The organism is Pseudochelatococcus lubricantis (genome assembly GCF_042432495.1).
In the GTDB taxonomy this organism is placed as follows: Bacteria; Pseudomonadota; Alphaproteobacteria; order Rhizobiales; family Beijerinckiaceae; genus Pseudochelatococcus; species Pseudochelatococcus lubricantis.
In genome coordinates this window covers 44,283-67,166 of record NZ_JBHLXC010000003.1, presented here as the reverse complement: position 1 = coordinate 67,166, position 22,884 = coordinate 44,283, and the positions used below count along the sequence as shown (strand labels likewise).

General features: G+C 63.3%; 23 protein-coding genes. 10 read left to right on the top strand and 13 right to left on the bottom strand.

The features are described 5' to 3' along the window. Nucleotides 1-8 precede the first annotated feature (8 nt). Genes trbE through ACFFJ7_RS10085 form a run of 8 tightly spaced genes read left to right on the top strand, consistent with a single transcriptional unit; the run spans nucleotide 9 to nucleotide 8,041 of the window. Nucleotides 9-2,519 (top strand): conjugal transfer protein TrbE, encoded by a 2,511-nt coding sequence (trbE, locus tag ACFFJ7_RS10120; RefSeq protein WP_012092658.1) that lies wholly within the window; start codon nucleotides 9-11, stop codon nucleotides 2,517-2,519. Continuing rightward, a complete protein-coding gene (trbJ, locus tag ACFFJ7_RS10115; RefSeq protein ID WP_012092659.1) occupies nucleotides 2,516-3,298 on the top strand; it encodes a P-type conjugative transfer protein TrbJ in 783 nt (260 codons plus the stop codon). Before trbE ends, trbJ begins: the two co-directional genes overlap by 4 nt. A 16-nt stretch (nucleotides 3,299-3,314) precedes the next feature. After that, complete coding sequence (gene trbK-alt / locus ACFFJ7_RS10110) at nucleotides 3,315-3,602, top strand: putative entry exclusion protein TrbK-alt (protein WP_012092660.1); 288 nt, start codon at nucleotides 3,315-3,317, stop codon at nucleotides 3,600-3,602. A gap of 3 nt (nucleotides 3,603-3,605) precedes the next feature. Beyond that, nucleotides 3,606-4,964 (top strand): P-type conjugative transfer protein TrbL, encoded by a 1,359-nt coding sequence (gene trbL / locus ACFFJ7_RS10105; RefSeq protein ID WP_012092661.1) that lies wholly within the window; start codon nucleotides 3,606-3,608, stop codon nucleotides 4,962-4,964. After that, nucleotides 4,961-5,650, top strand: a complete 690-nt coding sequence (trbF, locus tag ACFFJ7_RS10100) for a conjugal transfer protein TrbF (RefSeq protein ID WP_012092662.1) — start codon at nucleotides 4,961-4,963, stop codon at nucleotides 5,648-5,650. Before trbL ends, trbF begins: the two co-directional genes overlap by 4 nt. Further along, nucleotides 5,647-6,675, top strand: a complete 1,029-nt coding sequence (gene trbG / locus ACFFJ7_RS10095) for a P-type conjugative transfer protein TrbG (RefSeq protein WP_012092663.1) — start codon at nucleotides 5,647-5,649, stop codon at nucleotides 6,673-6,675. Before trbF ends, trbG begins: the two co-directional genes overlap by 4 nt. Further along, a complete protein-coding gene (locus ACFFJ7_RS10090) occupies nucleotides 6,672-7,799 on the top strand; it encodes a TraB/TrbI/VirB10 family type IV secretion system protein (protein WP_012092664.1) in 1,128 nt (375 codons plus the stop codon). The genes trbG and ACFFJ7_RS10090 overlap by 4 nt, the downstream gene beginning before the upstream one ends. A 2-nt stretch (nucleotides 7,800-7,801) precedes the next feature. Next, nucleotides 7,802-8,041 carry a DUF2274 domain-containing protein gene (locus ACFFJ7_RS10085; RefSeq protein ID WP_012092665.1) on the top strand — a complete coding sequence of 80 codons (240 nt, stop codon included), beginning with the start codon at nucleotides 7,802-7,804 and terminating at the stop codon, nucleotides 8,039-8,041. Here the strand turns inward: ACFFJ7_RS10085 and ACFFJ7_RS10080 are convergent. The 5 genes from ACFFJ7_RS10080 to ACFFJ7_RS10060 form a co-directional block, all read right to left on the bottom strand. After that, on the bottom strand, nucleotides 7,995-8,942 hold the full coding sequence (locus tag ACFFJ7_RS10080; protein WP_012092666.1) for a LysR family transcriptional regulator: 948 nt from the start codon (nucleotides 8,940-8,942) through the stop codon (nucleotides 7,995-7,997). The two genes, ACFFJ7_RS10085 and ACFFJ7_RS10080, sit on opposite strands and share 47 nt — an antisense overlap. Continuing rightward, nucleotides 8,942-9,118: a hypothetical protein gene (locus ACFFJ7_RS10075; RefSeq protein ID WP_012092667.1), complete on the bottom strand. Its 177-nt coding sequence runs from the start codon at nucleotides 9,116-9,118 to the stop codon at nucleotides 8,942-8,944. Before ACFFJ7_RS10075 ends, ACFFJ7_RS10080 begins: the two co-directional genes overlap by 1 nt. A 213-nt stretch (nucleotides 9,119-9,331) precedes the next feature. After that, a complete protein-coding gene (locus ACFFJ7_RS10070) occupies nucleotides 9,332-9,646 on the bottom strand; it encodes an ArsR/SmtB family transcription factor (protein WP_012092668.1) in 315 nt (104 codons plus the stop codon). Next, nucleotides 9,643-10,689: a cation diffusion facilitator family transporter gene (locus ACFFJ7_RS10065; RefSeq protein ID WP_034658511.1), complete on the bottom strand. Its 1,047-nt coding sequence runs from the start codon at nucleotides 10,687-10,689 to the stop codon at nucleotides 9,643-9,645. Before ACFFJ7_RS10065 ends, ACFFJ7_RS10070 begins: the two co-directional genes overlap by 4 nt. Before the next feature lie 156 nt (nucleotides 10,690-10,845). Further along, complete coding sequence (locus ACFFJ7_RS10060) at nucleotides 10,846-12,351, bottom strand: MFS transporter (protein ID WP_012092670.1); 1,506 nt, start codon at nucleotides 12,349-12,351, stop codon at nucleotides 10,846-10,848. A 469-nt stretch (nucleotides 12,352-12,820) separates the two neighbouring features. Here ACFFJ7_RS10060 and ACFFJ7_RS10055 point away from each other — a divergent pair, with 469 nt between their 5' ends. Then, entirely contained in the window at nucleotides 12,821-13,036 is a 216-nt protein-coding gene (locus ACFFJ7_RS10055; RefSeq protein ID WP_012092671.1) for a heavy-metal-associated domain-containing protein, read from the top strand. Nucleotides 13,037-13,117: 81 nt separating this feature from the next. On the opposite strand, the gene ACFFJ7_RS10050 is transcribed toward ACFFJ7_RS10055, so the two are convergent. The 8 genes from ACFFJ7_RS10050 to ACFFJ7_RS10015 form a co-directional block, all read right to left on the bottom strand. Beyond that, on the bottom strand, nucleotides 13,118-13,606 hold the full coding sequence (locus ACFFJ7_RS10050) for a YqaA family protein (protein WP_231771508.1): 489 nt from the start codon (nucleotides 13,604-13,606) through the stop codon (nucleotides 13,118-13,120). 83 nt (nucleotides 13,607-13,689) lie between these two features. Further along, the gene (copM, locus tag ACFFJ7_RS10045) at nucleotides 13,690-15,048 is read right to left on the bottom strand and encodes a CopM family metallochaperone (RefSeq protein WP_231771507.1); all 1,359 of its coding nucleotides are present in this window, start codon (nucleotides 15,046-15,048) and stop codon (nucleotides 13,690-13,692) included. 313 nt (nucleotides 15,049-15,361) lie between these two features. Beyond that, nucleotides 15,362-15,772: a hypothetical protein gene (locus tag ACFFJ7_RS10040; RefSeq protein ID WP_028034404.1), complete on the bottom strand. Its 411-nt coding sequence runs from the start codon at nucleotides 15,770-15,772 to the stop codon at nucleotides 15,362-15,364. 178 nt (nucleotides 15,773-15,950) lie between these two features. Continuing rightward, nucleotides 15,951-16,439 (bottom strand): DUF411 domain-containing protein, encoded by a 489-nt coding sequence (locus tag ACFFJ7_RS10035; protein ID WP_012092675.1) that lies wholly within the window; start codon nucleotides 16,437-16,439, stop codon nucleotides 15,951-15,953. Between the two features lie 300 nt (nucleotides 16,440-16,739). Then, nucleotides 16,740-19,127 carry a heavy metal translocating P-type ATPase gene (locus ACFFJ7_RS10030; protein WP_012092676.1) on the bottom strand — a complete coding sequence of 796 codons (2,388 nt, stop codon included), beginning with the start codon at nucleotides 19,125-19,127 and terminating at the stop codon, nucleotides 16,740-16,742. Nucleotides 19,128-19,232: 105 nt separating this feature from the next. Beyond that, nucleotides 19,233-20,198: a cation diffusion facilitator family transporter gene (locus ACFFJ7_RS10025; RefSeq protein WP_037092233.1), complete on the bottom strand. Its 966-nt coding sequence runs from the start codon at nucleotides 20,196-20,198 to the stop codon at nucleotides 19,233-19,235. Nucleotides 20,199-20,267: 69 nt separating this feature from the next. Further along, nucleotides 20,268-21,776 carry a multicopper oxidase family protein gene (locus ACFFJ7_RS10020; protein ID WP_012092678.1) on the bottom strand — a complete coding sequence of 503 codons (1,509 nt, stop codon included), beginning with the start codon at nucleotides 21,774-21,776 and terminating at the stop codon, nucleotides 20,268-20,270. Nucleotides 21,777-21,849: 73 nt separating this feature from the next. Further along, the gene (locus tag ACFFJ7_RS10015; protein WP_197057541.1) at nucleotides 21,850-22,326 is read right to left on the bottom strand and encodes a hypothetical protein; all 477 of its coding nucleotides are present in this window, start codon (nucleotides 22,324-22,326) and stop codon (nucleotides 21,850-21,852) included. Nucleotides 22,327-22,381: 55 nt separating this feature from the next. On the opposite strand from ACFFJ7_RS10015, the gene ACFFJ7_RS10010 reads away from it, so the two are divergent. Continuing rightward, nucleotides 22,382-22,786 carry a c-type cytochrome gene (locus ACFFJ7_RS10010; RefSeq protein WP_244471115.1) on the top strand — a complete coding sequence of 135 codons (405 nt, stop codon included), beginning with the start codon at nucleotides 22,382-22,384 and terminating at the stop codon, nucleotides 22,784-22,786. Nucleotides 22,787-22,884 lie beyond the last annotated feature (98 nt).

The window sequence follows — 22,884 nt, the reverse complement described above, 5'->3', positions numbered from 1 at the left end:
GGAAGCCCATGATGAATCTCGCCGAATACCGCCGTACCGCATCCCGCCTCGCCGATTACCTTCCCTGGGTAGCGCTGGTCGGCTTCGGCGTTGTCCTCAACAAGGACGGCTCGTTCCAGCGCACCGCGAAGTTTCGCGGTCCCGATCTGGATTCCGCCGTCGCGGCCGAGCTGGTCGCGGTCGCTGGCCGCCTTAACAATGCCTTCCGTCGCCTCGGCTCCGGCTGGGCGATCTTCGTCGAAGCACAGCGGTCGGAAGCCGCCACCTATCCGGCGAGCCGCTTCCCCGATCCCGCATCGGCGCTGGTCGATGCCGAGCGCAAGGCCGATTTCGAGGAGAAAGGCAGCCATTTCGTCTCTGGCTATTTCCTGACCTTCCTCTGGCTTCCGCCCGCCGAGGATGCCGCCCGCTCCGAGTCCTGGCTTTACGAGGGCCGCGAAACGTCGAGCGTGAACCCTTGGGAACTGGTGCGCGGCTTTGCCGACCGCACCGACCGCGTGCTGGCGCTGCTCGACGGTTTTATGCCGGAATGCCGCTGGCTCGATGACGCCGGGACGCTGACTTACCTGCATTCGACGATTTCGATCAACCGGCATCGCGTCCGCGTGCCCGAAACCCCGACCTATCTCGATGCGCTGCTGGCCGATCAGCCGCTGACCGGCGGGCTGGAGCCGCGCCTGGGCAATCAGCATCTCCGGGTGCTGACGATCACCGGCTTTCCGGCAACCACCACCCCCGGCCTGCTCGACGAAATGAACCGGTTGGCCTTTCCCTATCGCTGGTCGACCCGCGCCATCCTCATGGACAAGACCGATGCGACCCGGCTGCTGACGAAGATCAGGCGCCAGTGGTTCGCCAAGCGCAAGTCGATTGCCGCCATCCTGAAAGAGGTGATGACCAACGAGCAATCCGCGCTCGTCGACACCGACGCCGCCAACAAGGCGGCCGATGCCGACATGGCCCTGCAGGAACTTGGCGCCGACATGGCGGGCATGGCCTATGTCACGGCGACCGTCACCGTTTGGGACGAGGACGCCCGCCGCGCCGACGAAAAGCTGCGGCTGGTCGAGAAGATCATCCAGTCCCGCGATTTCAGCGTCATGGTCGAAACGGTCAACGCCGTCGACGCCTGGCTCGGCAGCTTGCCCGGACATGCCTATGCGAATGTCCGGCAACCGCCGGTCTCGACGCTCAACCTTGCCCACATGGTCCCTTCGTCCGCCGTGTGGGCGGGACCGGAACGGGACGATCACTTCGGCGCGCCCCCGCTGCTGTATGGCAGGACCGAAGGATCGACCCCGTTCCGGTTTTCCCTCCATGTCGGCGATGTCGGCCATACGCTTGTCGTCGGGCCGACGGGTGCCGGCAAATCGGTGCTGCTGGCGCTAATGGCCTTGCAGTTCCGGCGCTACGCGCGCTCACAGGTCTTTGCCTTCGATTTCGGCGGCTCGATCCGGGCCTGCGCCCTCGCGATGCAAGGTGACTGGCACGATCTTGGTGGCGAGCTGACCGACGCTTCCGAAACATCCGTCTCGCTGCAACCTCTGGCGCGCATTCACGAGACGGCCGAACGCGCCTGGGCCGCCGACTGGATCGTGGCGATCCTGACGCGCGAGAACATCCAGATCACCCCGGAGGTGAAGGAGCACATCTGGACGGCCCTGACCTCGCTCGCCTCCGCCCCGGTCGGGGAACGCACCATCACCGGCCTCGCCGTGCTGCTCCAGTCGAATGATCTGAAACAGGCGCTCCGCGCCTATTGCGTCGGTGGTCCCTATGGCCGGCTGCTCGATGCGGAGACCGAACATCTTGGTTCAGCAGACGTGCAGGCATTCGAAATCGAGGGCCTTGTCGGGACCGGCGCGGCGCCCGCGGTCCTCTCTTATCTCTTCCACCGCATCGGCGACCGGCTAGACGGGTGGCCCACGCTGCTGATCATCGACGAGGGCTGGCTGGCGCTCGACGACGAAGGCTTCGCGGACCAACTCAGGGAATGGCTCAAAACCCTGCGAAAGAAGAACGCCAGCGTCATCTTCGCCACGCAGTCACTGTCCGACATCGACAATTCAGCCATCGCGCCGGCGATCATCGAAAGCTGCCCAACGCGGCTGTTGCTGCCCAACGAGCGCGCCATCGAACCCCAGATCACCGCGATCTATCGCCGTTTCGGCCTCAATGACAGGCAGATCGAGATCCTCGCACGGGCCACGCCCAAGCGGGACTACTACTGCCAGTCGCGGCGCGGCAACCGCCTGTTTGACCTCGGATTGTCGGAAGTCGGGCTGGCGCTTTGCGCCGCATCGGCCAAATCCGATCAGGCCCTGATCAGCGAAATCCTCACCGAGCATGGCCGCGACGGGTTCCTCGCCGCCTGGCTCAAGGCGCGTGGCGTCGAATGGGCCGCAGAACTGATCCCGGACCTCAGCAATCTCGCGACCGAAAGCGAGGATCTGCCGTCCGTCATTTTCGATGAGGACGCGTTCGAGCTCACCCTGGAAGAAGAGGAAAGTACCCCATGACGCGCACAAAGACCCGGATTTCCCGCATGGCCAGCGCTTCGGCGCTCGCCCTTTCGCTTGCCGCGCCGCTGGCGCTCGCGCCGGACTTCATCACCCCGGCCCATGCCTTCTTCGGCGGGTTCGGCCGGATCGTCTATGATCCGACCAACCACGCGGAGAATCTGCTGACCGCCGCCCGTACGCTGGAGCAGATCAACAACCAGATCACCTCGCTTCAGAACGAGGCGCAGATGCTGATCAACCAGGCCCGCAATCTCGCGAGCCTGCCTCACAGCTCGCTTCAGGCGCTTCAGCAGAACGTCCAGCGGACCCAGCAGCTTCTCGGGCAGGCCCAGAACATTGCGTTCGACGTTCAGAACATCGATCAGATGTTCCAGCAGGACTACGGCAAGCTGTCTTTGACCGCGACCGACACCCAGATGATCGCCGATGCGCGCTCGCGCTGGGAAAACACCGTCGGCGGCCTGCAGGACGCCATGCGCGTCCAGGCCGGCGTCGTCGGCAATATCGACAGCAATCGCACGCAAATGTCGGAGCTTGTCGGCCAAAGCCAGGGGGCGACCGGCGCGCTTCAGGCGACCCAGGCTGGCAACCAGCTTCTCGCCCTCCAGTCGCAGCAGCTTTCGGACCTGATCGCTGTCATCTCGGCCAATGGCCGGGCGAATGCCTTGACCGAGGCCGAACGCGCCACGGCAGCCGAACAGGGACGCATTCAGCGCGAGCGTTTCCTGACGCCGGGGTCAGGCTATCAGCCCGGCAACGCGCGAATGTTCAACTGAGGAAAGGAGGCGGAGTATGGAGGGGAAGGTGCTGGCCCGGATCGCGGCCATTGTGTTCGTGGCCGTGGCCATCACGGCGGCGATCATCGAGATGTCGCGTGAGGAAGGCCCCGCGCCAGCACCTTCCGTCCCAGCGCTTCAGCCCGCCACCGATCCGCTGCGTCTGGAACAGCGGCGTTGCCAGGCATTGGGCGAGGCGGCGGCCAATGATGCCGACTGCCTCCGAACCTGGGCCGAGACCCGCGATCGCTTCCTCGGCAAGACACCCGCGCCAGCGACCCCCGCACAGAACGGGAGACCGTGAGCCATGGGCGGAACGGGGGTCATCGATAATTTTCTCGGCATCTTCACCAGCTATATCGACTCCGGCTTCGGCCTGCTCGGCGGCGAGGTGGCGTTTATCGCCACGACGCTGATCGTCATCGACGTGACGCTCGCCGCACTGTTCTGGGCCTGGGGCGCCGACGGCGACATCATTGCGCGGTTGGTGAAAAAGACGCTGTTCGTCGGCGTCTTCGCCTATCTCATCAGCAACTGGAACAATCTCGCACGGATCGTCTTCGAGAGCTTCGCCGGGCTCGGGCTCATGGCGTCCGGCACTGGCTTCTCGGTTGCCGATCTGCTGCGCCCCGGCCGCGTTGCCCAAACCGGGCTGGACGCCGGTCGCCCGCTGCTGGAATCTATTTCGGACCTGATGGGCTGGATCGCCTTCTTCGAGAACTTCATCCAGATCGCGTGCCTGTTGTTCGCCTGGGCGCTGGTGGTGCTGGCCTTTTTCATCCTGGCAATCCAGCTTTTCGTCACGCTGATCGAGTTCAAGCTGACCACGCTGGCCGGCTTCGTGCTGATTCCATTCGGCCTGTTCGGCAAGACCGCCTTCATGGCCGAGCGGGTGCTGGGCAATGTGATCTCCAGCGGTATCAAGGTGCTGGTCCTCGCCGTCATCATCGGCATCGGCTCCACGCTCTTCGGCCAGTTTACCGCAGGCTTCGGCGGTGCGACCCCGACAATCGACGACGCCATGGCGATCGTGCTGGCAGCCCTTTCCCTTCTCGGCCTCGGCATCTTCGGCCCCGGCATCGCCACCGGCCTCGTCTCCGGAGGCCCGCAACTCAGTGCCGGCGCCGCCGTCGGGACTGGCCTTGCGGTTGGCGGCGCTGCGATCGCAGCCGGTGGCGCGACCATGCTCGCGGCGCGGGGTGGCGCAGCCGCACTCTCGGGCGGGGCAGCACTTGCCCGCGGCGGTGCCTCGGCCGCCGGTGCGGCTTCGTCCGCCTATACCCTCGGCTCCTTGGGCGGGTCCGGCACGGCCGGGGTCGCCTCCGGCCTTGGCGGTGTGGCGCGCGCCGGAGCCTCCGCCGCCGTTTCACCACTCAAGCGCGCCGCCTCCCGCGCCAGCGACAGCCTGAAATCCAGCTATTCCGATGGTGCGAAAGCCGGATTCGCGGCATCCGGCGGCACGTCGACCATGGGCACCGTCGGCAGAGATTCGTCGCCTGCGCCGTCAACCCCCTCAACCCCTGATGGGCCGCCGGCCTGGGCGCAGCAGATGCGGCGTGGCCGGGCCATGAGCCACGGCGTCACGGCTGCTGCTCATGCTGTCCGATCCGGCGACAGCCACGGCGGCGGCTCCTCCGTCAGCCTTTCCGAAAGTGACCGCACATGAACATCTTCAAACGACCGACGACCCATTACGGCAAGGTGCCGGAACCCGAGACTCCCTATCAAAAAGCCGCACAGGTCTGGGACGAACGCATCGGCTCGGCCCGCGTGCAGGCGAAGAACTGGCGCTATATGGCGTTCGGCTGTCTGATCCTCTCGGCCGGCTTTGCCGCCGCGCTCGTCTGGCAATCGGCGCGTGGAACCGTCGTGCCCTGGGTGGTGCAGGTGGACAATCTCGGTCAGGCGCAGGCTGTCGCGCCCGCGAACGCCGATTATCGCCCGACCGATCCGCAGATCGCCTTCCATCTCGGCCGCTTCATCGAGCAGGTCCGCGCGATCCCGGCGGACGCGATCATCGTCCGGCAGAACTGGCTTCGGGCTTACGAGTTCACCACCGACCGGGGCGCGGCGGCCTTGAACGATTATGCGCGGGCCAACGATCCCTTCACCAAGGTCGGCCGCCAGCAGATCGCCGTCGAGGTGTCGAGCGTCATCCGGGCTTCGCCGGACAGTTTCCGCGTCGCCTGGACCGAACGCCATTTCGAGAACGGCCAGCTTTCCACGACCGAGCGATGGACCGCGATCCTGACTGTCGTGATCCAGCCCCCGCGCGATGCCGAACGATTACGCGCCAATCCGCTGGGAATCTACATCAACGCAATTTCATGGTCGCGGGAGATGAGCCAATGACCCGCACGACTTTCCGTAGAGCCGGTTTTCCGGTTTTCCGTAAACCCGCTTTCGCGGCTTTGCTGCTTTCCGCGACCATGTTGGCCGGCTGCGCGACCAACCGGACGCCGCAATTCAACTATGACGCCGACGTGCCGCCGCTGCCCACCGTGCAGACGGTCGCCACCGACGACCGGCCCCGGCCGCTTCACACGCCGCCGGCCTGGACGGTCGCGCGGGGCGGAACTGCTGCCAGCACTCCGGACGGCCGTGTCGAAAACGCCAATGCCGCCGCCCGTGTCGAACCTCGCCGTGAGGGCTATTACAACGCCATCCAGATTTATCCGTGGAGCGAAGGCGCGCTCTATCAGGTCTATGCGGCCCCCGGCCAGATCACAAATATCGCGCTGGCGCCGGGCGAAAGCCTGACCGGCGCGGGACCTATTGCGGCCGGGGATACGACACGATGGATCATTGGCGACACCGAATCCGGTTCGGGCGCGAACCGCCGCGTCCACATCCTCGTGAAGCCGACACGCCCGGACATTTCCACCAACCTTGTCGTGACCACCGACCGGCGCACCTACATGATCGAGCTGCGCGCGCGGGAATCGCTCTACATGCCTTCCGTCGCATGGGCCTATCCCGCGGCGCCGGCGGGAAGCCGTGCCACCACGCCCGCCGCGCCCATCATCCCCGCCGAGGCGGCGCGGAACTATCGCTACGGATTGCAGGTGCGGGGCGACAGCCCGCCATGGCGGCCGCTCTCCGTCTTCGACGATGGCCGCCGCGTCTATGTCATTTTCTCGCGCGGCATCGTGCAGGGCGAAATGCCGCCTTTGTTCGTCATCGGGTCGGACGGAGAAACGCAGATCGTCAACAGCCGTGTCCACCAGAATGTCCTGATCGTGGACCGCCTGTTCGGTGCGGCCGAACTGCGCCTTGGCAGCGGCGATCGGCAGCAAGTGGTCAGGATCGTCCGCATCAACCCGACGCAGGCCGCAGCAGAACCAGCCAGCACGACCACGGGAGGATCGTCGTCATGAGCGATACCGATACCGCCGCCCCCATGCGCCTGCGCGCCGAGCCGCCTCGTGTCACCCGCCTGTCCCGAAAGTTGCTGGCAAGCGTTGGCGCGGTCGCGCTTCTCGGCATCGCCGGAACCTTGATCTATGCGCTCCAGACCCGCGATGCGGGGCCGGGTGGCGGCGAACTCTATTCGACCGAAAACCGACCCACGGCTGACGGCCTCGCCGGTCTGCCGCGCGACTATACCGGCCCCGTCCTGGGACCGGCATTGCCGGGCGACCTTGGCCGTCCGATCCTCGACGCGCAGAACCGGGGGCAGCCAGTCGCGCCTCCGGCAATCACCACACCAGCCGTCGATCCCGAAGAGGAGCGCCGCCGCGCCGAGGAAGAGGCCGCGCGCTTGAGCAACGTGTTCTTCCAGTCCGGGTCGCGTTCTGGCGGGACAGCGGGAACGGCCATGCCAGGAATAGCCGGGATAGGCTTGCAGCCGGACGGCACAGGGCAGAACAGGCACGCGGCTTTCCTCAATAGCCCGGTCGACCGACAGACGGTTGCGCCAGATCGCGTCACGCCGCCGGCATCGCCCTACATCCTTCAGGCTGGAGCCGTCATTCCGGCCGCACTCATCACCGGAATCCGCTCCGATCTGCCGGGCCAGATCACCGCGCAGGTCACCGAAAACGTCTATGACAGCCCGACCGGCTCGCTGCTTCTGATCCCGCAGGGAACGCGCATCATCGGCCAATATGATGACGGCGTGACCTTCGGCCAGCGCCGCGTCCTGCTGGTGTGGAATCGCCTGATCCTGCCGGGCGGCCGCTCCATCGTTCTGGAGCGCCTGCCGGGCGCGGACGCTTCCGGTTACGCCGGGCTTGAGGATGGCGTCGATTATCACTGGTGGGATCTGATGAAAGCGGCAGGGCTTTCCACACTGCTCGCGGTCGGTACAGAGCTGGCGACCAGCGACGAGGACCGGTTGATCCGCGCCATTCGCGACGGCGCACAGGATACCGTCAATCAGGCCGGGCAGCAGATCGTCCAGCGCCAATTGCAGGTCGCGCCGACGCTCACCATCCGGCCCGGCTTTCCGGTCAGGATTATTGTGACCCGCGACCTGGTATTCGAGCCCGCAGGAGGTTGAGCATGACAAAACTGAAACTCGGTCCCATCGTCGAGGACAAGCCCGTCAAGGTTACGGTAGAGCTGCCGGGGCCGCTTCATCGCGATCTTGCGACCTATGCCGAGGTGCTGGCCCGCGAGACCGGCCAACCCGCCGCTGATCCTGTCAGGCTGATCGTGCCAATGTTGGAGCGCTTTATCGCCACTGACAGGGGGTTCACGAAAGCACGGCGCTCCGTCCTGTCTCCGAAGTCGCAGGTCTGACGGCCATTGCTTTCGCCAGACTGAGAAAGCGACGGAAGGCGGGATTGTCGTTGCTCGCCGACCAGACGGCCGAAAAGGGCAGAACCTCGCCGAGGATCGGTCGGTAAACCACACCCGGAAATTGTGCGACGGTGATGGCTTCGCTCACCAAAGTCAGCCCTCGGCCGAGGGCGACAAGCGGCACCAGATTATCCCGACCGACATATTGCACCTGGATCTCGGGATGCCTGCCGAGATCCGCCAGCCGCCGCACCAGATGATCGTAAATTTCCTGTCCCGGAGCAGTCTCGCTGACGATAAAGGACTCGTCGGCCAGATCGCGCCATACGACTTCCTCCCTGTTGGCTAAGGCATGATGGTCAGGCAAGACCACGAACACACGCTCCGACCACAAGAGGACGCGTTCGCAATCCGGCCAGTCTCGTGTTCCAGTGATGAAGGCGACGTCGAGATTGAGTTGCCGGATCGCTGCGACATGCTCTGCGGGGTTCCCGTCAGCCACTTCGATTCTCACCGCGCTATGTCGCCTGCCGTAAACTTCCAGCAACTCCGCCAAAAAGCCGGAAGCAATCGAGGAATAAATACCGATCCGGACACGTCCCTTTTCAGAACGACCTGCGGAGGCAACCTCTCGAGCGCCTTCTCCAACAGTCCTGATGACCCTGCGGGCGTGTACGAGGAATCGCTGGCCGGCATAGGTTTGCGATACGCCCCATGTATGCCGGTGAAACAAGGAGGCGCCAATCTCGTCTTCCAGCTTGGCAATGGACCGACTGATTGCAGCTTGCGACCGTCCAACCGCAGCTCCTGCTTTGCGAAAGCTGCCATGCTCGACCACAGCCACGAAATAGCGGAGATGGCGAAGCTCGACTTTATCCGAACACTTGACCCCTTTCCGCATTATGCGGCCACCTTGCTTCTGGTCGCCAACATCAATGTCTGGAGAAAGCCCAAACGAATCCGTATGTCGGCACCATCATCGAGGTCCGCGGCATCATCTGCATAAACGTACCCTTCCGCGATCAGCGAGCCGAATAATTTGTCGACGGACGAACGGTTCTTCGCTTGGTCCTTCATTTCTGCCGCCTTGCATTGACGAAACGGGTATCAAGCAAGATCGTGCAGCCTCCAACCATTGGAAGGTCAAGACCGAAATTGCTTAAGTCCCGGTCTTAACCGCAGCGTGAAGATTGCCGTGTCGGCGATAAGTGCTGCTGCCTGCTTCAACGAACGCATTAGCGGCCCGCTCTTCAGCGGTACAGGCATCACATCGCCAAGAAGCCTTGTTTGTCAGTCATCAAAGTGCTCCTCGTCGATGTGGGTTGCCATGTCGATCAGCATGTCGCTCACGTGACTGTCTGCCACTTCGTAGAAAACCTGCTTTGACCGACGCTCCCCCCTGACGAGCCGTGCACCTCTGAGCAGGCGTAAATGGTGGCTAACCAGTGTCTGCGACAGTCCCAGGCTCTCAACAATGTCGCCGACGGACTTTGGACCCGGCAGGCAAAAGAGCAGAATTCTCAGCCGTGTAGGATCGCCCAGCAGGCGAAAAGTCTCTGCCAGTACGGTTACGTCGTTCTGCGACAGGGACGGGGCTTGCTTCAACGTTCATGCTCCTGCTTGCTGTGGACATGCTCAGGCCCATGGTTGTGGTGATGCCCATCATGGTCGTGTCGATCCCCATGCGCGTGCCCCGTCAAGGCAGAGGCTTGCGACAGGCTGCACGCGTCCGCATCGTCATTCCAGTCGATGGCGATGGTCGGATGTTCGATCTTAAACTGTGACTTCAACTCACGCTCGACCGCGCGCATCACCGAGCGAGCATCGACATCGGCTTTCGGCCGCACATGTAGGGTGGCCAAGGTCCGCCCGGACGTGATCGACCAGACATGGATGTGGCTCACCGACGCCACGCCAGCGATGTTCTCGACAAGATGGCGTTCGATCTTCTCGGGCGTCGCGTTATCTGGCGCACCTTCAAGCAGGATATGTATCGACTTGCCGAGGAGATTCCACGCGGCGCGCAGGATCAGCAGGGAGACAAACACCGAGAGGATAGGATCGATCAGCGTCCAACCCGTGTACATGATCACGATGGCGGCTGAAACCGCTGCCACAGAGCCGAGGAGGTCGCCCAACACATGAAGGATGGCACCCTTGATGTTCACGTGCTCGGTATCTCCGCGCGTCAGAATCCAGAACACGAGAATATTGATGAGGAGCCCCGCAATGGCGACGCCAAGCATCGGACCCGCGAGGATAACATGCGGTTCCTGAAAGCGCTGCCAGGCTTCATAGACAATCCAGACGACGATCGCGAATAGCGTGATTGCGTTGATAAAACCGGCAAGGACCTCGAAACGCAGATAGCCAAAGGTCCGCTTGGAGTCTGCCGCCCGCCGTCCGAACCGAAAGGCGGCATAAGCTAGCGCCAGCGCAGCCGCGTCGCTCAGCATATGTCCAGCGTCGGCGAGCAGCGCCAGCGATCCTGAGATCAGACCGCCGATCACCTCCACGATCATGAACGTGAGGATCAGGAAGAACGAGAGAAGGACCTTGCGCTCATTATCGCTCGTGACGGTCGGCGCATGGGAGTGATCATGGGAATGGTCATCATGAGAATGACCATGGCTGTGTGAATGGGACATTTCAGGGCTCATGCGGTTGACATACAACACATGAATATGTGTTCATATGTTGTATGTCAACCGCTCCGCTTGCAATTCGTCCAAGCAGGCGTCTGCGCAAGGCCTACGGCGGGTAGCGCGCCACGGAACCGCGCCGTAGGCTTAATGACTATCCTGTCAATGGACAGCGATCGTGCCGGTAGAAACCTGTCCCCTCTTAGCGTTGACCAGAACCGCGGCAATGACTGCGGCAATCACGAGGGCAGCTCCAGCTCCCGCAAGCGCAAGACCATAACCGTGGATCAGCGCATCGCTGGCCGATCTCACTAGCCCGGCGTCACCCGTCTCCCGCCCGCGATAGAGGGCGGCGAGTGCACCCGGCAACCTGCCAGCCGTGGCAGAGACTGCGATGGTCGAAAGGACGGCCAGCCCCAAGGCGACGCCGATCTGTTGCGAGGCGTTGAAGAGCGCCGATGCGATGCCCGTCTCCTGTGTCTGCACGCCTTTGACGGCGGTCAGCGCCAGTGCAATCACGGCCCCCACGAAACCGAAAGCGGTGAGGAAGGCCGCGGGCATGAAGTGCCACATATAGTTGAGTTCCTGTCCGATATTGGCGAGCCAGAACAAGGCAGCGCCGCCTATTAGTGCGGCGGGCGCTGCCACCTCGCGCGGCGCAAACCGCGTGACAAGCTTGGAACTGACAATGGCCCCAACGATAATACCCGCACCGAATGGCAGGAACGCCAGCGCGGTCATGATCGGGCTGTAGCCGAGGATGTGCTGCAAATAGAGCGTCAGCAGATAGATCATCCCCATCGGACCGAAGCCCAGCAGCAGCATGGCGAGGTAGGAACCCGCCCGGTTGCGCTCCTTGAACAGACGTGGCGGCAGAAGCGGGTCTTTGCTGCGCGACTGCAAGATCAGGAACAGCGGCAGCAGGATCGCGGCGGTAGCGAACGAGGCGAGCGTGATGCTGTCCGTCCAGCCATGTTCGCCGCCACGGGTGATCCCATAGACGAGCGCGGCCATGCCCACAATGCTGGTGAGCGCGCCGGTGAAGTCCGGGCGGCCTTTGTGCAGTTCCGCCTCGACAAGCGTTCTTGACCCCGCCAGCACAGCCAGGCCGATGGGAATGTTGATGAAGAAGGCCCAGCGCCAGCCCAGCAGCCCCGTCAGCAGCCCGCCGAGGATCAGCCCGGCGATGATACCAAGGCCGGACATTGCTCCGTAAACGGCCATCGCTCCGTTGCGCGCCTTGCCTTCGGGGAAGGTCGTCGCGATCAAGGCAAGAGCATTGGGGGCCGTCAGCGCCGCACCCACGCCCTGTAGACCGCGTGACGCGATTATGCTCATGCTGTCCTGGGCAAGCCCGACGAACAGGGAAGCAATGGTGAAGATCGCCATGCCCGCCTGCAGCATGCGCCGCCGGCCATAGATATCGCCCAACCTGCCGCCGAACAGCAGCAGTCCACCAAAGGCGAGAACGTAGGCGTTGATCACCCAAGGCAGGCTCGCAGCCGACATTCCGAGTTCGTTCTGGAGTGTCGGCAGGGCGATGTTCGCGATGGTATCGTCAAGCACCACCATGAGCTGAGCCGTCGCAATGACGGCCAGCGGCAATGTCGTGCTTGCAGGTGACGAAGCCACCGGAGGCTTCGGCGTTTGGGGGGAGAGCGTAGACATCCGGAGTTCCTGTTATTTTTCATGGGGCGTTCAGATGTCGCAGACCCCTAATCCTTCCAACGGCTGGAAGGTCAAGAACAAATTGCTTCCCAAATCCGCTGAAACTTGATCTATAAGCCGATGAGCTGCACATCGCCCACATTTTGCATGCGAGAAGCGCCGATCAGGCAATGGCGATCAGTGGTCTAGCTGGCCATGACATGACCAGATTCGTCGTTCACGGACGGGCCGAGCGGCCTGGCGCGGCAGGAACGGGCGGCGGTCAGACGGTCCTAGCAGCAAATTCGCCGGAACAAGGTTCGTCTTGACATGCTTCCTTCCTGATCCATTGCACCCCAGATGGGGCTTCCAACAATGGGAAGGTCAAGGCCGCCTTGGCCGCGATATCATTTTTCCTCGTTGACCCTTGACCTTGCCAACGTGGCAAGGACCAGATTTGTCCGTGAACGCCCAACAGAGGAGAGTTCGCATGTTCCGATTCACTGCTCCCGACATGACTTGCGGCGGCTGCGCGCGCCGGGTCAACAACGCGCTTCTGAGCGTCGATCCGGCGGCTGATGTCACCACCAATCCACCCACCCGCGAAGTGACGGTCACCACGAAGGTGGACGAGCAGGTACTCCCCGCCGCCTTAACCGAGGCAGGCTATCCGGCCGAACGCAAGGACCAGTCGGCGGCCGCGTGAGGCTTCTGGGCGCGGTGGCGGCTCGGCTGCGCCCCTTCGTCTCCGCCATTCTCAACAGCTCGACTCGACGTGCAAGTACACTCAAGAACCGCTCCACCAGAGAAATGCGCCGGCGACAAAGAGATAGCGTGCCGCTTTGCCGATCGACACGAATATGAGAAAACGAGAAAGGTCAACTCGCAGTGCTCCTGCCACAACTGTCAGCGGATCGCCGATAATCGGCAGCCAGGACAAGAGTAGAGACCACACGCCATAACGTCCGTACCAATCTGATGCACGGCTAAATGACCTGTCGTCAATCGGAAACCAGCGATGGTCTCGAAACCCTGAGAGGAACCTGCCCAGCGCCCAGTTCACCAAGGAGCCGAGCACATTTCCTGCCGTTGCGACGCCCACTAGGGTGACGAGGTTGGCCTGTCCCATTGTTAGAAGAGTCAGGAGCGCTGCCTCGGACGACCCTGGTAGGAGGGTCGCCGACGTGAACGCGCTTACGAAAAGGGCGGCATATGCGACAAGATCAGTTCCGATGTCTGCAACCAATGCCGTGCTGCCTCGAAGTTCGTCATGCACGCCGGCTCTGCTCATCGACGCCAATAGCTATTCTCAATTCTCAAGTCTGGCGCCAGAGCTGTTTCGCTCCGGCGCCGCGCTGCTTACTGGTTCGATCCGGCGTAGACTATGCCGTTCGGGCGATCGCCGACCGGCACGGTCTTGAGCACTTCCTGGCTCGCCACGTCGATGATCGAAACGCTGTCATCGGCAATGTTCGTTACGAACACGAATGCCCCGTCAGCCGATGCCGAGACGCCGTGGGCGCCGCTCCCGGTGGTGATCGTCTCGATCACGTTTCCGGACTCAATCTCGATCACGGAGACCGTGTCGTTCGGTTCCGCCTCGGTGCCCTGATTGGCCACATAGACGTAGGCTCCATCCGGGGTGGCGAACATCTGGATCGGGTTCGGCCCGACGTCGATCCTGTTCGTCACCTCGCGGGATGCGGTGTCGATGACGGCCACCCGGTTCTCGTCTCGAAGAGAGACGTAGACCTGATCGCCCGAGGGCGTGAACCCGACCTGAACAGGCGCTGCGCCCACCGGAATGCGCGCAACCTCGGTCAGCTCCTGCGTGTCGATGACGGAGACCGAGCCGTCCTCGACATTGGCCACATAGAGCTCGCTCTCATCCGGGTTGAGGCGCAGCCCGTGCGGATAGGCTCCGGTCGTGATGTGCTCGATCACCGAAGCCGCTGCGAGATCAACGACCGCAATCTCGTTCCCGCCGGACAGCGAAACATAGGCGCGGCCGCTACGATCGGCGACGACATGCGCCGGATGCGCACCGACTTCTACAGTGCCGACGGGTTGTGACAGCTGCTGCGGATCGAGCACCACCAGAAGCCCGTTGCCGGCATCGGCATGTCCCTGGTCATCCGATCCGTGAGCGTGATCGGAGGCAGCGCTCCCGACGGCGAGCAACAGCCTCCCGTCCGGTGTCCGATCGACATTGTGCGGTGAGACTCCGATCTGCACCGTCTCGACCGAACCCGTGCCGAGTTCGATGGCGCTGATCGAATTGTCGCCCTCGTTGGCGGAGTACACGGTTCCGCCTGTCTCGACCAAGCCGGCAGGCTGCTGGCCGGCATTCCTGTCCAGCCACGCCTGCATTTCGGCGATCTCACGTTCCTGTGCTTCAATGATCTGAGACGCCCACTCTCTTGTCTGCGGGTCATCTCCGTATCGCTGCACGATCTTCGCCATGTCGACCGCACCCTGATGGTGCGGGATCATGCCCCGGATGAAAGCGACGTCCGGGTCCTCGGCCATGACGCCCTCCATCATCGGACCGTGCATCTCCTCCATCGCATCGACATAGGCCTTGGTGAAGTCGGCGACATCGGCGTCGGCTGGAGCCGACTCTCCGCCTTGGGGAGCGGCCATCCCACCGTGCATCATGCCGCCCTGCATCATCTGCTGCATGGCGTCCATGCACGCTTGGGGCATGGTCTCCATCATGGCCCGGCATTCCTTCGGCATGTCCTGCATCGAAGGCATCTGTCCTGAAGGGGACATGGAGGCAGGGGCCCGTTCCTCCTGGGCCTGCGGCGTCTGAGGGTGATGGGCGTCATGCTCTGCCTGCTGCGCCAGAGCAGCGCCGGAGACTCCCATCAAGAGACTGGCAGAAAGGGCAACTATTGTTCGGTACGTCATGGTTCATCCTTTGGCACCGGAGAGCCGCGTCTAATTTCTGGACGCGCGCCTACCGTGGCTTCGTCTGACTGTTTGCTGCTTGAGTGCCGAGAAGAACACCTCCCGGCCGATGCGTTCACTACGCAGGGGCGGTCAGACGCGGTGGTGTCAGGAGGACTGAAGGATTTCGGCCCAGATCGCTGGCCTGGAAACCGAGCAATGGCTCGCCGTCCGAGGATGGCATCACAGGCGGCGCCTCGGGTAGCAGGGCAACAATGGTGCAGAGCTGGCCGCAATCGCGGTCCGGCGCCGTTTCAGTGTGACAGCATCGTTCGTCCGCAGCCTTGCTTCGGTCGTCGGAGTAATTCGAATGGGCCTCATGCTGTGCACCCGCAACGGTCTGATCCTGATACGAGCCGTGTGTGCCCGGGCTGGCATGCGCCGCTGCCAGGAAAACAAAAGCGCTGAACGCAAGCAGCAGCAGGCCTGTCAGGAACTGGCGGAGCCAGTCGCCTTTCGATCCGAAAGCCGCAGTCGAGCTCCTGCTCATGGCTTGGCTTCTTTGTCGAGGTCGGGATGGAGAGTTGCCACGCACCAGATGACATCCTTGCGGCCGTCAGTATCCGAGCCCAGGCAACCAGAGCTCCTGACAAAGGCAGGGTCTGCCCCGCAGGCCCGGTTCTGGATCGGACTGATGGCGACCGGATGGATCATGAGCACCGTTCCACTCAGATCTCCCGCGCGCCGCGGAAACGCCCGAAGGTTTTCTGGACGGAAGGGCCGAACAGGAACACCTCGTATGGCTCGGGGACCACGCCGGGAAAGTCCATGCCGGGGGAGCCGGCGGGCATTCCGGGAACCGCAAGCCCTGTCGCGAGCGGGCGCGCGGCCAGGAGGCGGCGAAGCGCGGCGGCCGGCACATGTCCTTCGATGACATAGCCGTCCACTTCGGCCGTATGGCAGGAGTACAACGCCGCCGGGACGCCGAGCCGCTGCTTGAGGCTTTCGACCTCGCTCGATTCCACGACGCTCACCGGGAAGCCGGCCGCCTCGATATGCTCGACCCATGCGCCGCAGCACCCGCAATTCGTATCCTTGGTGACGGTCACCAGAGGCAGTCCTGCCGAGCGAACCGTTCCCGCCGTTGAGAGCAGGAGGGGGAACGCGGTGGCGCTGGCGAGGAAGGAGCGCCTGCTGATCATATGGATGGTTTGCATCTCAGTTCCTCCATCTGGGCCGCAACTTCGTCAAAGCTGGATCACCGGAAAAATACGTATTTGATCAAAGCGGCGGCGGTAAGGAGCACGAGCACCAGAAGAACGATGCCCCACATCATCCCGCCCGACATCATGACATTGCATCATGGCCTGTTCTGCCCTTCCGTCGCAAAGATACTCATAGCGGCCCCCTTCGCCGCAGACTTTGACTTAGCGCAAGGATGGGACGGTATCCGGGCTGTTGGCGCCACCATCGTCACCAATTTTTCCAGATGGAGGACCTTCGCCCACGTCAGCCTCCTACAATCTCGTGACCCGCAGCCGGGAGGCGTTCGCGATGACGCTCACCGACGACAGCGCCATGGCGGCGGCCGCGATGATCGGCGACAGCAGGATGTCGAAGAACGGGTAGAGCACCCCGGCCGCCACCGGCACGCCGAGCGCGTTGTAAATGAAGGCGAAGAATAGGTTCTGGCGGATGTTGCGCATGACAGCCTCCGAGAGCCGGCGCGCGCGGACGATGCCCGTGAGATCGCCCTTGAGCAATGTGACGCCTGCGCTTTCCATTGCCACATCGGTACCGGTGCCCATGGCGATGCCCACATCGGCCGCCGCCAGCGCCGGTGCGTCGTTCACGCCGTCGCCTGCCATCGCCACCACCTCGCCTGCCGCCTTGTGACGCTGCACGACCGCGCTTTTCTGGTCGGGCAGGACCTCGGCCTCGACCTCGTCGATGCCGAGCCGGCGGGCGACCGCCTTGGCCGTGGTCCAGTTATCACCCGTAAGCATGACAACGCGGATTCCCTGCGCCTTCAGCGCGGCAAGCGCCTCGGGCGTCGAGGGCTTGACCGGATCGGCGATGGCGAAGATGGCAGCGATGCGGTTGTCCACTCCCATGAAGATCGCGGTTGCCCCGTCCTCGCGCAGCCGGTCGGCCTCATCCGCCAGTGGGGCGACATCAACGCCTTGCTCGGCTAGGAACTTGGCATTTCCAAGGGGAATGCGCTTGCCTTCGACCGTGCCGTAGGCGCCTTTGCCGGTCGGCGAGTCGAAATCCGCGACCGGTGCGGTCACGATCCCCCGCTCCTCGGCAGCGCGAACGATGGCCAGCGCCAGCGGATGCTCGCTGGCCCGCTCCACGCTGGCGGCAAGCCGCAAAGCCTCGTCCTCGGTGAACCCCGGCGCCGGCACGATTGCGGTGACGGCGGGTCGTCCCTCGGTCAGCGTACCGGTCTTGTCGACTATGATGGTATCGACCTTCTCCATATGCTCCAGCGCCTCGGCGTTCTTGATCAGCACGCCCGCCTGTGCGCCACGCCCGACGCCGACCATGATCGACATCGGCGTTGCCAGCCCGAGCGCACAGGGACAGGCGATGATCAGCACGGAAACCGCCGCGATCAGACCGAAGGAGAAGCGCGGCTCCGGACCCCAGATCGACCAGGTTATGAAGGCAAGGATTGCGACCACGATCACCGCCGGCACGAACCAGCCCGACACCTGATCGGCGAGGCGCTGGATCGGCGCGCGACTACGCTGCGCCTCGGCGACGAGCTGGACGATCTGCGACAGCATGGTGTCGCGGCCGACCTTCTTCGCCTCGATCACCAGCGCGCCGGACTGGTTCATGGTGCCGCCGATGGCGGTGGCGCCGACCTCCTTGGTGACCGGCATCGACTCGCCAGTCACCATCGATTCATCGACGGCGCTGCGTCCTTCCAGAACTTCGCCATCGACCGGCACCTTCTCGCCGGGACGCACCCGCAGGCGGTCGCCGACCCGAACGGTGTCGAGTTGAACCTCCTCCTCGGTGCCGTCGTCACGAATGATCCGGGCGGTCTTGGGGGCGAGGTCGAGCAGCGCCCGGATCGCGCCGCTGGTGCTCTCGCGCGCCCGCAATTCCAACACCTGCCCGAGCAGCACGAGCACAGTGATGACCGCGGCCGCCTCGAAATAGACCGCGACCGAGCCGTCATGCTGGCGGAATGCATCTGGGAAGATGCCCGGCGCCAGCGTGGCGACGACGCTGTATATCCACGCCGTTCCCGTGCCCATGGCGATCAGTGTAAACATGTTGAGGCTGCGGTTGACGAGCGACTGCCAGCCACGCTGGAAGAACGGCCAGCCCGCCCAGAGAACGACCGGCGTTGCGAGGATCAGTTGCAGCCAGTTCGAGACCTGCTGCCCGATGGCATGAGTCAGCCCGAACAGATGCCCGCCCATCTCGAGAATGAACACCGGGATCGCCAGAACGAGGCCGATCCAGAAGCGGCGTGTCATGTCGATCAGTTCGACATTGGGCTCGGCCTCAAGGCTGACCAGTACCGGCTCCAGCGCCATGCCGCAGATCGGGCATGATCCGGGGCCGTCCTGCCGGATCTCAGGATGCATCGGGCAGGTATAGACCGTCCCCTCGAGAATCGGTACTACCTCCGCCGCCGCCGGATCGAGATAGCTTTCGGGCTCGGCCAGGAACTTCGCGCGGCACCCGGCCGAGCAGAAATAATAGGGCCGGCCCGCATGCTCGGCCTTGTGCTGGGCCGTGTGGGGATCGACAATCATGCCGCAGACCGGGTCCTTGACCTTGTGCGTGTCGTCCTGCGCGACGGCCCCGTGATCATGCGCATGACCTTGGGCGGAATGAGCGTGACTCTGATTCTGGTGATCGTGTTCGGTCTTGCTGGCCATTTTCACGCCTCCTCGGCGTCTTATCCTAAGCTTGCTCTTCGCCTATTCTGCGCCTTCCAACCGTTGGAAGGTCAAGAGGTGATCGGAATCCGGGGTTCCTGCCAATCAGTGATTGTCGTGGATCTTTCCGATGCTGGTCCGTTCTTGCCCCGTCTGAGACTGCATGATGTCAATCTCGGCCGCAGAGTCCTCGCCGTCGAGGCAGTATTCCTCGATCTGCAACGTCGAGAAGTAGATGTTGAAACGCTCGCGCAGGAGATTGCTTGCTTGTCGCAGCACCCGTTCGCCTTCCTGAAAGTCCCCAACGCAGACGTGGCTTGAGAATACATTGCGCCCGGATGTCAGACTCCAGGCATGGACGTGGTGCACGTCGGTAACCCCCTCTAGCTGCCGTATGGCCTCGATGGCGGCCTCCAAGTCGAGGTCTTCGGGCGTGCCTTGCAGCAGGATGTGCAATGCCTCGCGCATAATACCCCAGGAAGCCCAGAGCAGCAGCAGTCCGAAGGCCATGCCAAGCAGCGGATCGATGGCCACAAAGCCCGTGAATCGGATCACCAGCGCCGAGACGATGATGAGGAAGCTGCCGACGAAGGTCTGCAGGATGTGCCAATACGCACCCCGCATATTCAGGTTGTCCTTCTGGCGCTCGTACATGAGCCAGAGCGCGACAAGCTCGGTGGCGATGCCGCCCGCTGCGGCGATCAACATCGGCGTCGTGGCCAGTTCGATGGGCTCCATGAGGCGCATCGCGCCCATCCACAGCACGTAGAGAGCCATGGCGACGAGGAAGAGGCCGTTGAAGAGGGCCCCCAGGATCTCCGCCCGAATGTAGCCGAAGGTGCGCGAGGGGCTGGATTTTCGCTCACCCAGACGCATGGCGACCAGCGCAATGAGCACGCCGCCCACGGCCGAGAAGGTGTGGAAGGCATCCGACATGACGGCGACTGAGCCCGTCCAGATGCCGATCCCGAGTTCCACGATGAAGTAAAGGCCGGTAAGCCAGCCCGAAATGACGAGCGCTTTGCGATCACCACTCGCCGGCATGTGGCCGGCATGACCGCCGTGAGACATTGATATAGGGTTCACCTCCTTGTTGCACAGGAGGACGCCGGTGCCGGCGTCCTCCTGCCAGCACGCTGCCTATGCGCTGACCGCGAATTCGGTCATCATGCCTGTTTCAAGATGCGGCATGTGATGGCAATGCAGCATCCAGCGCGCGGCTTCTCCGGCATCGAGTGCCACGTCGACCATCGACATCGGCGGCACATACACCGTGTCCCGCTGCGCGCCCGTGACCGCACGTCCATTCAGCCCGACGACCTGGAACACATGGCCGTGGAGATGCATCGGGTGACCCATCATCGACATATTGTGGAAGGACAGCACGATCCGTTCGCCGCGCCTCGCGGTAACCGGGCGATGCTGGCCCCAGACGGCACCGTTGATCGTCCACACATAGGGCTGCATCGAGCCGCCCAGCATCACCATGTGGCTGCGGTCCACCGGCCGCTCCGGCAAGGATTCGGAAGCGATCAGGCGCGTCTCCTGCGCAAGGTCGGTGTCAAAGGCCGGTGCTTCGGTCTCTGCCAAAGCATCAATGTGCCGTATCTCGGCGCCCGGAGTGGCAAGGATCAGACCGGTGCGCTCCCGCGCGCCTTCTCGCAGCGCGAGGATCGGCCAGGCACCGCCCTCCGAAGGCAGGTCGATCTCAAGGTCGAGCCGTTGGCCCATGGCCAGACCGAACCTCGTGCCGGAGAGCGGCTGAACGGCATGGCCATCAACCGCGACGAGCCGGGCCTGCGCTTCGCCGGTGTCGAGCCAGAACACCGTCGCCGCAGCGGCGTTGATGACCCGCAGGCGGATACGCCCGCCGCGCTCGACCTGCACCACTTCCGGGTCCGAGAGCGTACGATCATTGGCAAGATAGGCGTCCCAGTCGTAGTCGTTGAGGTCCATCGTCATGCCGTCCATGGTCCCCATTCCCATCATGCCGCCCTTGGCGCCGTGATCCATGCCAGTCATCGGCATGTTTCCCATCGCGCCGTGGTTCATACCTGACATTCCGCCCGTGCCTGTGCCTGTGCCGCTTCCGTGATTGCCCGTGGCACCATGGCCGGACTTGATCTCCGCCATCACCTCTTCGGGTGCCTTGAATGAGAAATCATGCAGAAACAGTACCACCTCCTGCCGGTCAGCGGCGACATCCTCGGCGCTGCGCACGATCAGGGGCGCGGCCAGAAGGCGCATCTCGTGCAGCGGAACATGCGCGTGCATCCAATAGGTGCCGGGCAGCGGTGCGAAGTCATAGGCGCGAGTCTCGCCGGGGGCGAGCATCGGCAAGGGCATGTCGGGCACGCCATCCTGCGCATTGGGCGGGATCTGGCCGTGCCAGTGGATCAGTGTGGCGGTGTCGAGTTCGTTCGTTAGATCCACCCGGAACGGCATGCCGGGATCGAGTGTCAGGCCCTGTCCGGATGGCCCGGCAAGGCCCCAGACAGTGGCGGCGCGTCCGTCGATGTCGAGCGTGCGGCTGGCGGCGCGAAGCGATAGCGGCGTGGCGTCCTGCGCTGCCGCCATCCGGGGCACCTGAGCGTAGGCCAGCATGGCCGCGCCAGCGGCGAGAAAGCCGCGTCGTGAAAGGGTATTCATGGTCGTCTCCTCGGGACCGCAGTCCCGTTCCTCAAAGCTGTCGGAAGGCCGCGGGCCGAATGCCCGGGCGCGATCAGAGGAGACGGATCTTCGGAGGGCGTTCGTTCAGTCCGAGCGCCCGACCGGGAATGCTGGCATCAGGCGGCAGAACATAGGCGGTTGACGTGTATTGGTTTCCAGAACCACCGCTCGGTGATACGAGAAAGATTGAAAAACCTGCACAAACCAGTTCACAGGTTCCCGCATCCATGTCTGCCGATCCGCAGTGTTTGCTGGTGCATGCAGGCTCAATGCCGGCTGCAGAGTTTGTAATCTCGCCCACATGCACAGCCTGTTCCGGCGGTATGCTCATTCGTGCCGCGTGCGCGGAGAATGCCATCGTCATGACGGCGACGCCGATTATGGCAAGCATGGAGACAACGCGCGCAAACATACTGGAACGATAGGTACTACTCACCGGAATGTCTATTGCAAATGGTGTCGCACCACTGGCAAATCCTCCTTGCCATCTCGTGCGTTGCAATTCCTCGTTACTGAACATGCGTGCCATGCGAAAGAAGCTCCTAAATACATTCTGGGCAGGGTCGCTCCTCGCAGGTGCGATCGTGGCGACATTGGCTGGGTGGCATTACGCCCGTTCCGAATCCATCGCTGCGGCATCAGCGGAGGTCGTCGAGCAGGGCCGACAAGTCTATGCGGATCAATGCGCGTCTTGCCACGGTGCGAATCTCGAAGGGCAGCCGGACTGGCGCTCGCCGCCTCCCTCCGGTCGGCTGCCCGCACCGCCGCACGACGAGAGCGGCCACACCTGGCACCATGCCGATGAGATGCTGTTCCGCATCGTCAAGGAGGGTACAGCGGCCATCGTCGGAGGGAGCTATGAGAGCGACATGCCTGGTTTTGCCGATGCCCTGAGCGACGGCGAGATCCGGGCTGTCCTCGCTTTTATTAAGAGTACTTGGCCGGAACGAGAGCGCGGATATCAGGAGGAGGTCTCCCGCCGCCGCTGAGTTTCGGAGTCCCGCCTACGCGGGCAGTTGTTGACCTGCGAAGTCGGCATTGACCCGTCCCGTTTCCGGCTCATCCATCCTTGGGCCTCATTGAACGG

What these genes read in the sequence shown, in the direction of transcription:
- ACFFJ7_RS10015 (WP_197057541.1), bottom strand. Translation starts at nt 22,326, where the DNA reads ATGGCACGCATGTTCAGTAACGAGGAATTGCAACGCACGAGATGGCAA.
- trbK-alt (WP_012092660.1), top strand. Translation starts at nt 3,315, where the DNA reads ATGGAGGGGAAGGTGCTGGCCCGGATCGCGGCCATTGTGTTCGTGGCC.
- ACFFJ7_RS10085 (WP_012092665.1), top strand. Translation starts at nt 7,802, where the DNA reads ATGACAAAACTGAAACTCGGTCCCATCGTCGAGGACAAGCCCGTCAAG.
- ACFFJ7_RS10075 (WP_012092667.1), bottom strand. Translation starts at nt 9,118, where the DNA reads ATGAAGGACCAAGCGAAGAACCGTTCGTCCGTCGACAAATTATTCGGC.
- ACFFJ7_RS10065 (WP_034658511.1), bottom strand. Translation starts at nt 10,689, where the DNA reads ATGTCCCATTCACACAGCCATGGTCATTCTCATGATGACCATTCCCAT.
- ACFFJ7_RS10020 (WP_012092678.1), bottom strand. Translation starts at nt 21,776, where the DNA reads ATGAATACCCTTTCACGACGCGGCTTTCTCGCCGCTGGCGCGGCCATG.
- copM (WP_231771507.1), bottom strand. Translation starts at nt 15,048, where the DNA reads ATGATGGAGACCATGCCCCAAGCGTGCATGGACGCCATGCAGCAGATG.
- ACFFJ7_RS10090 (WP_012092664.1), top strand. Translation starts at nt 6,672, where the DNA reads ATGAGCGATACCGATACCGCCGCCCCCATGCGCCTGCGCGCCGAGCCG.
- trbF (WP_012092662.1), top strand. Translation starts at nt 4,961, where the DNA reads ATGAACATCTTCAAACGACCGACGACCCATTACGGCAAGGTGCCGGAA.
- trbE (WP_012092658.1), top strand. Translation starts at nt 9, where the DNA reads ATGATGAATCTCGCCGAATACCGCCGTACCGCATCCCGCCTCGCCGAT.
- ACFFJ7_RS10030 (WP_012092676.1), bottom strand. Translation starts at nt 19,127, where the DNA reads ATGGCCAGCAAGACCGAACACGATCACCAGAATCAGAGTCACGCTCAT.
- ACFFJ7_RS10055 (WP_012092671.1), top strand. Translation starts at nt 12,821, where the DNA reads ATGTTCCGATTCACTGCTCCCGACATGACTTGCGGCGGCTGCGCGCGC.
- ACFFJ7_RS10040 (WP_028034404.1), bottom strand. Translation starts at nt 15,772, where the DNA reads ATGAGCAGGAGCTCGACTGCGGCTTTCGGATCGAAAGGCGACTGGCTC.
- trbJ (WP_012092659.1), top strand. Translation starts at nt 2,516, where the DNA reads ATGACGCGCACAAAGACCCGGATTTCCCGCATGGCCAGCGCTTCGGCG.
- trbG (WP_012092663.1), top strand. Translation starts at nt 5,647, where the DNA reads ATGACCCGCACGACTTTCCGTAGAGCCGGTTTTCCGGTTTTCCGTAAA.
- ACFFJ7_RS10025 (WP_037092233.1), bottom strand. Translation starts at nt 20,198, where the DNA reads ATGTCTCACGGCGGTCATGCCGGCCACATGCCGGCGAGTGGTGATCGC.
- ACFFJ7_RS10060 (WP_012092670.1), bottom strand. Translation starts at nt 12,351, where the DNA reads ATGTCTACGCTCTCCCCCCAAACGCCGAAGCCTCCGGTGGCTTCGTCA.
- trbL (WP_012092661.1), top strand. Translation starts at nt 3,606, where the DNA reads ATGGGCGGAACGGGGGTCATCGATAATTTTCTCGGCATCTTCACCAGC.
- ACFFJ7_RS10080 (WP_012092666.1), bottom strand. Translation starts at nt 8,942, where the DNA reads ATGCGGAAAGGGGTCAAGTGTTCGGATAAAGTCGAGCTTCGCCATCTC.
- ACFFJ7_RS10035 (WP_012092675.1), bottom strand. Translation starts at nt 16,439, where the DNA reads ATGCAAACCATCCATATGATCAGCAGGCGCTCCTTCCTCGCCAGCGCC.